General features: G+C 57.8%; 7 protein-coding genes and 2 pseudogenes. 5 read left to right on the forward strand and 4 right to left on the reverse strand.

Annotation, left to right across the window (positions count from 1 at the left end):
* The 3 genes from DH10_RS10585 to DH10_RS10595 form a co-directional block, all read left to right on the forward strand.
* Positions 1–1,231, forward strand: a 1,231-nt coding sequence (locus DH10_RS10585) for a putative bifunctional diguanylate cyclase/phosphodiesterase (protein ID WP_192384700.1), incomplete at its 5' end; no start/stop codon positions are given.
* A 375-nt stretch (positions 1,232–1,606) separates the two neighbouring features.
* Positions 1,607–2,074: a hypothetical protein gene (locus DH10_RS10590; RefSeq protein ID WP_192246863.1), complete on the forward strand. Its 468-nt coding sequence runs from the start codon at positions 1,607–1,609 to the stop codon at positions 2,072–2,074.
* 7 nt (positions 2,075–2,081) lie between these two features.
* On the forward strand, positions 2,082–2,912 hold the full coding sequence (locus DH10_RS10595; protein ID WP_192246861.1) for a thermonuclease family protein: 831 nt from the start codon (positions 2,082–2,084) through the stop codon (positions 2,910–2,912).
* Positions 2,913–4,599: 1,687 nt separating this feature from the next.
* Here DH10_RS10595 and DH10_RS36815 read toward each other — a convergent pair.
* Complete coding sequence (locus DH10_RS36815) at positions 4,600–4,758, reverse strand: type II toxin-antitoxin system YhaV family toxin (protein WP_246506000.1); 159 nt, start codon at positions 4,756–4,758, stop codon at positions 4,600–4,602.
* Positions 4,700–4,978 carry a hypothetical protein gene (locus DH10_RS36820; protein ID WP_246506027.1) on the reverse strand — a complete coding sequence of 93 codons (279 nt, stop codon included), beginning with the start codon at positions 4,976–4,978 and terminating at the stop codon, positions 4,700–4,702. Before DH10_RS36820 ends, DH10_RS36815 begins: the two co-directional genes overlap by 59 nt.
* Before the next feature lie 801 nt (positions 4,979–5,779).
* Between DH10_RS36820 and DH10_RS36825 the strand changes: the two genes are divergently transcribed.
* Positions 5,780–6,865: a YopT-type cysteine protease domain-containing protein gene (locus tag DH10_RS36825; protein WP_312891240.1), complete on the forward strand. Its 1,086-nt coding sequence runs from the start codon at positions 5,780–5,782 to the stop codon at positions 6,863–6,865.
* A gap of 55 nt (positions 6,866–6,920) precedes the next feature.
* Here DH10_RS36825 and DH10_RS10610 read toward each other — a convergent pair.
* Positions 6,921–7,127: pseudogene (locus tag DH10_RS10610) on the reverse strand (IS21 family transposase); the annotation flags it as partial.
* A 260-nt stretch (positions 7,128–7,387) separates the two neighbouring features.
* Between DH10_RS10610 and DH10_RS36830 the strand changes: the two are divergent.
* Positions 7,388–7,516 (forward strand): annotated as a pseudogene (locus DH10_RS36830) (IS6 family transposase); the annotation flags it as partial.
* Positions 7,517–7,735: 219 nt separating this feature from the next.
* On the opposite strand, the gene DH10_RS10615 reads toward DH10_RS36830, so the two are convergent.
* Positions 7,736–7,954 (reverse strand): hypothetical protein (locus DH10_RS10615; protein WP_192384701.1); only part of this gene is annotated, 219 nt, incomplete at its 5' end.

The raw sequence follows: 7,954 nt of genomic DNA on the forward strand, positions 1-7,954 counted from the left end.
GAACGCGTTGGTGGACGCAAAGCAGTTTGACCAGCACTTTGCGCTGCTTTTGTTCGATCTCAGCAATTTTGACGAGGTGAATGATCACTTTGGCCGAGCCATGGCGGATGCCGTTTTGGTCGAAGTGGCTGCGCGACTTCGCAAATCGACACGGGAAAGCGATGGCATCGCCAGATTGGAGGGCGGCGAATTTGCAATAATCGCTGCGCGCGATATCCGGCCAGATCAAATCAGGTCCTTGGCCAAACAGATCATAGATGTCATGCGCGCGCCTTTCTTGATCGAAGGGCGAGAGATATATTGCAGGGCCTCCGTCGGTATCGCTTTGGCGCCCACTGACGGTTTGGATGCCAACCAGCTCCTGCGGTGCGTCGACACCGCGCTTCACAGGGCTAGGATGCTGGGGGCGGGCTCCATCCAGTTTTTCAGCGCAAGCGACGATGAAGCTGCTGCAAGGCGCCAGGCCCTTGAACGCGATCTGGCATCTGCGCTCGCCAACGACCAGCTTTGGCTCGCATTTCAACCATTTCTCGACCTCGGGAGCGATCGCATCCGAGGTTTTGAAGCGCTTCTGCGGTGGCAGCATCCGACACTTGGCGCGATCCCTCCGTCGGAGTTCATAGCTATCGCTGAAGAAACCGGATTGATTCACGCCATCGGGCATTGGGCTCTCAACACGGCTTGCCTGGCAGCGGTGCAATGGCCGCGCGACTTGCGGGTCTCCGTCAATCTGTCGGCTGTCCAGCTTAAGAACAAGGCGTTATTGGATGGAATAGTAATGGCCTTGTCGGAGACCGGTTTAGAGCCAAAGCGACTTGAGGTCGAAATCACGGAATCGGTGCTGATTTCCGATTTTGAAGACGCCATTTCATTACTACAATCGTTGAGTTTTCTGTCCGTCACAGTTGCCCTTGACGATTTTGGCACCGGCTTTTCATCCCTCACCTATCTTCGCAAATTGCCTCTTTCGCGGCTCAAGATCGACCGGTCTTTTGTCCAGGATATGCTAACCGACGCGGACTGCGCCGCGATTGTAAGATCATTGGTTCAGCTGGCGCATGAGCTTCGAATTGAGGTAACGGCCGAAGGCGTGGAAACTCCCGAACAGCTCGACTATCTGCGCCGCTTCGGATGCGATGAAGCTCAAGGCTATTTGATCGGGAAACCTGTCCGGATAGATGACATTCCTGGCATTACCGCGAAGCCGCTTGATCAGGAGCTAAGTACTTGAAAAGCAGGACCGGCGCTTTGGCGGCGATGGTCGGTTTTTTCGATTCCGTCGCAAACTTTCCGTCAAGATCACCTGGGGCATGAAGGCCCCTCCATTTGAGGGGGGGCATGTTCAAAGGCCGCCATTTCGATCGGTCGGTCATCCTGGATGCTGCCCGCGGGGGACCCGCCGAAGGCGAAGGATTCGCTGGTTGATCCGGTCTCCGACCGCATCAGTTGTGAACTCGTCGGGCTTGAGGCTGCAGGGCCTCGCCCGGCGAGTTGCATTTGGGCTCGCTGCGCTGGCCCGGCTCCGCGCGGCCAGGTAGACGAAGTTGAATAAAATTCTGGACAGACACCGTGAATTACCCCCAGTATTCAACGGGGGGACAGTTCAATGAAGGCGATAGCATTTCTTGCGGGCGCGGCCGTGTTCATCAGCGGGTGCTCAACAAACACGAATGTTTCGGATAGCGATTTAAAAGCGCAGAACACAACAGCGCTTTGCCACGCGCTGGTCGGCAGCGCCGACGAACAATATCGAAGTCGAGTTGCAGCGCTCCTGACTCGGCGTGGTGCAACGGTTGAGAAATGCGTTCGATTGATACAGACCGACAACGCTGTCGCGACTGGAATTGCGGTGGCGGGTGTAGCCGCTGCGGCGGGCGCGGCAGCAAAGAATGGCGGCGGGGGCTACTATGTTCCGCGACCGCAAGTTTATGGCGTTGCATGGGACCAGTTCTACGGCCCGAACTACGCTTTGATTTGGCGTTGCCGGGATATGGCGACCGGGCAGTTTGTCTACGATTACTACTGCGCTGCCATGCCCATGATCGACAGTACCTGGCCGGGCTGGTCGGCATAAGTCGACAATGGATAGATCACGACACGACAATCGGTCTGATCAATGGCGCAAACGCACCGGCGCAAAGCGCTCGCGCGCGCTGCGGTGGGCGAGCGTGCCGCGGCGCTTGATCTTCGTGACGTTCGCCGCAGCCGGCGCGCTGGCCGCGCAGATCGCCATGCAGCACAGCGACCGCTTGCCCGAGCTCAACGCATCGAACTGGTTCGGGCCGAAGCCGGAACCGATCTCGGGTGTCGCCTCCGTTATCGACGGCGACACGATAGAAGTTCGCGGCCAGCGGATTCGCTTCAACGGCATCGACGCGCCGGAGAGCAAGCAATACTGCGACGACGCCAAGGGCTTCGAATATCCCTGCGGCCGGCGATCGGCGGAAGCATTGGACACATTCCTGGCAGCCTCGAGGCCGGTGCAGTGCACGTTCGTGACGTGGGATCGCTATCACCGTTTTGTAGGCGACTGCCGACGCGCCGACGGCGCCAGCGTGGCGACATGGATGGTCGAGCACGGTCAGGCGCTTGATTGGCCGCGCTACAGCCACGGCGCTATGCGCCACAGCAGGCGAAGGCGAGGGGCCGCGAAAGTCGGCATGTGGGTCGGCAACTTTCAAGCGCCCTGGGATTGGCGCGCGTCGCATGCCGATGGCGCGGCGCCGTCGAGCCAGCCGCTCGGCATGGTAAGCCGCAAGCTGTTAGCGCAGAGCGGCTATTCATGCGAGCCACGGCGGTACTGCTCGCAGATCAGCTCGTGCGACGAAGCGCAATGGTATCTGCACAACTGCTCGTGGGGCCGGAAGCTGGACCGGGACGGCGATGGCGTAGCGTGCGAGACGCTGTGCTGATTGTGCGCGGAGGTGCCGTATGAACCTTAGACGAGGGTTCGTCCGCCTATGGTGGGCGTTCTCGATTCCGTGGATCTGTTTCTGGTCCTGGCACGATAATGTGCCTTGCTTAATGGGCTTTGACCTCATCGGCGACAGCCCTTGGTGCGTCACGGGACTCTACTTGCCGGTTCGACCGCACATCGAGACAGTTGAGTTGATCTTGGGGGCGCCGTTGGTGGTTGCTGCTGCTATGGCGTTGATCGCGTGGGTGGCCGCGGGCTTCGAGGATGTGAAATAAAGTCTTGGAATAATCCTAATCTTCTCAAGACGAGTTTTGCAGAGAATGATCGATGGAGTGGCTGGGCACCTCAGCTACCATGAAATCCAACGTATAATACAGCATGTCGATCAACCGAAGAGGAACGGAATCCCTTACGTATGGGAACTGTCACTGCTTTGGGCACACACTCGAATTCATCACGTCGTGCATGAAAGGGTCAGTGCGTCCGGGGACAAAAAAGAGACCCATGGCTTCCGGAACTTGGCGTCTTTTCTGAAGTCAAGACGATCTCTGACGCGCAAGCGCACAAGGACTACCCAGTCACATATTTTATCGACTGCTTTTCGGCATTCATTTTGAAATATGCACCGGTGCATGGCGACTTCCACATCCAATTTGGATCGCTGCGAAAGCGCGTCCACGGTCAAATGGTGTACGTCCCGGCTCCCCCCAAGAATGTAGAAAGGTCTGCCAAGCACCTCGTGCTAGAACTCGTCAAGATAGGAGGTGATTTCTCGCGCCCCTTTCAGCATCACGTGTTCTATGAGAATGCCCAGGCAACGGTGTCCTATCAGCCTTCAGGAAGAGACTTTCCGCTCATCGGCCACGGATATCCCTTTCTCCGTTGTTGCTTCCTGCACCCCTTCATTGCAGTGCCGGATGACGCCAGACGAGCGGCAATATTGCGAAATTCGGCGAAAACACCCGGACCAGCCAGATGAGAACAGGCATCCGAGATACTTTATCCATAGCGCGTCAATAAAAGGAGCCTGTGCTATAACTCTGCTAATTGCTTAGAAAGCCTTATTGGATGCCACGCCCATCAAAACCTCGGCTTTCTGAGCGGTGCCCTGCGGTTCGGGGCAGCCTGATCCCTAACTGCAAAGCGTTGCTGCATCCAAGCACGTTCCGTGCCAACTGTGAAAAATAATTGTTATCAGCAGGATAACTGAAAAAGACCGTGTCCGAGATCCGACCCGGACAAAGCGAAATGTAGTTGCATTGTAAGTAACGTCCCGGTGTGGCGCTCGGCCTCGAATCCGCCATGCTTGCGAATGAGCGTGCCTCGCCCGCGCCCCCGTGATGCTCGACCAATGCATCGGCTGGAGTTTGCCGCCGTGCTTGCCGTCAGGCGCCAATATCGGCGGGACATCGGCCGCGAAAAAGGAACAGGCGTGCGAATCCGGCTCTGATGGACTTGCAGGGTCACCGCGCTGGTAAAACCGCGAACTGAAGCGGATGGGGTCGGCCGCCGTCAACGGCAAGCGGGTACAATGCGGTGGTGACCTGCCGATGGATGGTCCCAGTTGTCGCCTCGAAGGGCTGAACGCCCCCAAATGCGTGCTGTAGGTTTCGGGTTCGTCTAGCCATCAGCTGCCGCTTTGACTGCCGCCTCGAACCGTTCTGCCGTTGCCTTTGCCGTTGTTAACAGCGCTTTGAAATCGTCGGGAGGATTACCGCTTTCCAGCATACTTTTGAAGGCCGCGTAGGCACTGTCCTGCTCCCGTAGGCACGCATGGTGTCGTCATCGTTTACCCACGCGAGCAGGATGATCTTGCTGGCGCTGTCGAACCGGAAAAACAACGATACTGCTGAAAAGAACGGAACCAGTGTTTGCGGCCGCTGCCGAGCGCATCACCCTGCCGAAATTGCGGCGCTGACGGCTCAACAAAGAAAGGGTGGCCTGCAGCCCGCCGGTCATTGCGGAACAGCTGTCTGCATCGTCGACGGCATCGAGCTGGCGGCAGGCCATATCGCCCGCGCGCTGCGCCCCATGATGCTTGTAGACGCCGGCGGCTGCCAATGCCAATCGTGGCGGAGCGCGCCGTCACGTCTCGGTCGAGATTGCAAAGGGTGCAAGCCGGGGACCCCAACGTCAGCATCAGCATTTATCTCTGCGTCCTGCATGCGCTCGCGAGGTCGACAGGTGCTGGCGAGCGCCGATCTGCCCAACACATCCATCTCAAGCCGCTTAGACGGATCGTCTCGCGATGGCTGACTTTCAGGTGCAATTAATCTGGACGGCCGCACACACCCGATCGGAATGGCGAGGAGCAATCGCGGCCGGGGCTCGGAGACCATCCTCTCTTCGAGTATGACGGTGCATGGTTTGAGAATCCGGACCGCTTCTTGCTCGACCCAGCTGTTGCTCTGACCCTGGCGCCTTCGCTCCTCCTGCCCCGGACACTGGCGATCATTCGATGACTGGCACTGTGCTGATAATCCGTTCGGCCTAAGCGTACCTCGGAAGGCGCGACAACAGAGCCCATTTCGGCATCCAAACCGAACGGCAACAGAGCCAGCATATCTCGATGCGACCGGCGACACCTCGCGCGGTTGACACGGTTATTGCAGGATCTCTTGTCACAAGGCGGCAAGAACTACGGGAAGAGAGATCGAGGAAGTATTCGGCGCCTTCCGCGTCTCTATACCCCCTCGTGCGCCCCGCCTGGAGCCGAATGCCAGCTACGTGACCGAAGCCGTAAAGCGGTCCGGGAAGACCTCTGACCATACCAGGATGATAATGGAATATGGATTTCGCATGACGAGGAACGGTCGGCGCGCGTTAGCATAGCCTTAATCAGGGTTTGGAGAGAAGGCATTGGTGAAATCAGGAAAGGCCCGGCTGGGCGGTACGTCCGAAGAAGATGACCTCACTCCGCTCTCGGGAGAGTGGGTCGAAGCCTTGACTGGGGCATCGACTTCCTCTGCCGGCGATCCGGCGAACCTCCACGCCCCGGCATCCCACGAAGCGTCGCTGGACCAAATCCTGGACGCCTGGGCTGCTGAAGCGGGACAGGGGGACAACGAGCAGCGGCAAGAGGCGGTGACACGAACCAGGGCCTGGGTTGAGGCCGGCGATGTCGATGCCCTACTGGACCTGTCACCTGCGTTCCTGACGAGTTTGCCCGCCCTCCCGGCCGGGCTTCCGACGCTCGATGTCAGCAACAACCGGCTGGAGTTACATCCCCGCGACAGTTTCGGGCAGCAGAGGCTGTCCTCTGGGGAGTTGCCTGAAAAAATGGGACTCTGCGCCAGCAAGCCGCATACCGCGGATGCAACTTCTTCTCACAGTTCACACTCCTCCAGCGCCAGTACATCCTCTCCCGCGAGGCCAAGCACCTCCCTGTTCGAATACAGGACGGCCGAATTGCACGAGGCGAATGAAAACGGCATCTGCGTTGGACTGACTGCGGAGTGGCTCCTCAATCTCAACCGCAGCGCGTCAGCCCGGATGAATGCGATATTGCCTGGATCGGAAGGACACGCCTCAGCGGCTATGCGGCAACAGCAGTATCAGAACCTCAAGCATCTGTTGCTAACAGAGGGAGCAGGAGCTTCCCAGGCCGACCTTCAGGCACACAACACCATTTTGCGGGAAGCAGGCCTAGCACCGTCCGGAAAAGAGAAGAAATACACATTTGGCGAGTCTTCGAGCCTCTTGCGGATGATTAGCAAAATAACGGAAGACGGGTCGACCTATTTGGTCAACTTGTATTTTTCTGGCGATGGCGCACACACAGTTGCGATGTCATCTTCGAATGGAGTGACGACGCTCTTCGATCCAAACTATGGGGAGTTTACTGTTCAATCGCGAGAGATGTCGTCGTTGTTCCAAAGCCTCACCAATCGTTACAGGAACCCAAACCGATTGCACTTGTCGACAATCACCACACAAAGGATGCATTGAGTCGGGCCGAACTTTCCGATAACTGGATGTCCGTACTCTACGCAGTCGCGTTTCGCTGGGTCAGCGTCAGCGGCGAGCGATTGTAGACGATGTGGCCGTTCGCATCCTCGCCGGTGACGGCCGTCTTCATGCGGTCGTGGAGAATCTCGATCGGCACCCCGCCAAGGGCCTCTGCCTGGCAATGCCAGCATAGCGGCGTCTGCAGGTCCTGGTGCATGACATAGCGGGCGAAGTTGTAGCGCGAGTGGCCAAGCACGAGCGAGAGCGCCGGCAAACGTGCATCGATAGTGCCGGAGCGAAATAGTTGCGGCAAGGCCGCGGCCGATGCACTGGACGGCTTTCTGGCGCAATCCGGACCCACGCGCTGCGACTTCGTGGAACGGGGCGATTCGATCCTCCGGGGCTAATTTCCTCGATGCTGCCGTCCACGATGTGGACCGTGCCGTCGTAGCTCTCGTTGAGTAAGACGAGTCTTGCGCAGGTCAATGTCAGTTCATTCATGCCATGTTTCTCCGATTCACCTTCGTCTCGATCTTCTCCGCCCTCAGAAATCTCTTCGTCCCACCAAGCTCAAACCGCTCTGTTCGCGTCATACACATTCATCGCCTGCAGGCCATAGCGGAATGGAAGTCAGTGACCATTGTCAGCTGAGATCAGCGCAAAAGTCTCATTGCGTTCATTTGCAGATAACGTGACATCGCCGCCAAGTTGATGGCCTAGGAGGAATGCCGAAAACCGGCCGGTCTTTGAATGGAATGGCGGCCCGCTCCACGTCGGGTAGTCCGCTTTGGAGGTGATCGCGAGATATATTTATAATTGCGTTACTCGTAGCAATGAAAAACTGTATCGCCGATATATGTCGCCATAGTGTCATTCATTTAATTTTCTAATTGCGGCAGCAGCGTCTCGACGGCTGCTGGCCGCCGCCAACACTCGCGATTTAGCCTTATTGTTTAATTTGCCAGCGTTCTCCACCAGCGCAGGCACCACTTGCGCTGCGCTGCTCTTGCTCAGAATTTCGACGATATCGTTCTTGCTGAGCTTCTGGCCGCTGAACTCCAGCTTCGCCAGCGCCTCCGCTTTGTCCAG

Origin of the sequence: Mesorhizobium silamurunense (assembly GCF_014843825.1) — a bacterium.
Taxonomy (GTDB): Bacteria; Pseudomonadota; Alphaproteobacteria; order Rhizobiales; family Rhizobiaceae; genus Mesorhizobium; species Mesorhizobium silamurunense.

Bases quoted from the DNA above. Each gene is read 5' to 3' on its own strand.
- DH10_RS10595 (WP_192246861.1), top strand. From the start codon at position 2,082: ATGGATAGATCACGACACGACAATCGGTCTGATCAATGGCGCAAACGC.
- DH10_RS10590 (WP_192246863.1), top strand. From the start codon at position 1,607: ATGAAGGCGATAGCATTTCTTGCGGGCGCGGCCGTGTTCATCAGCGGG.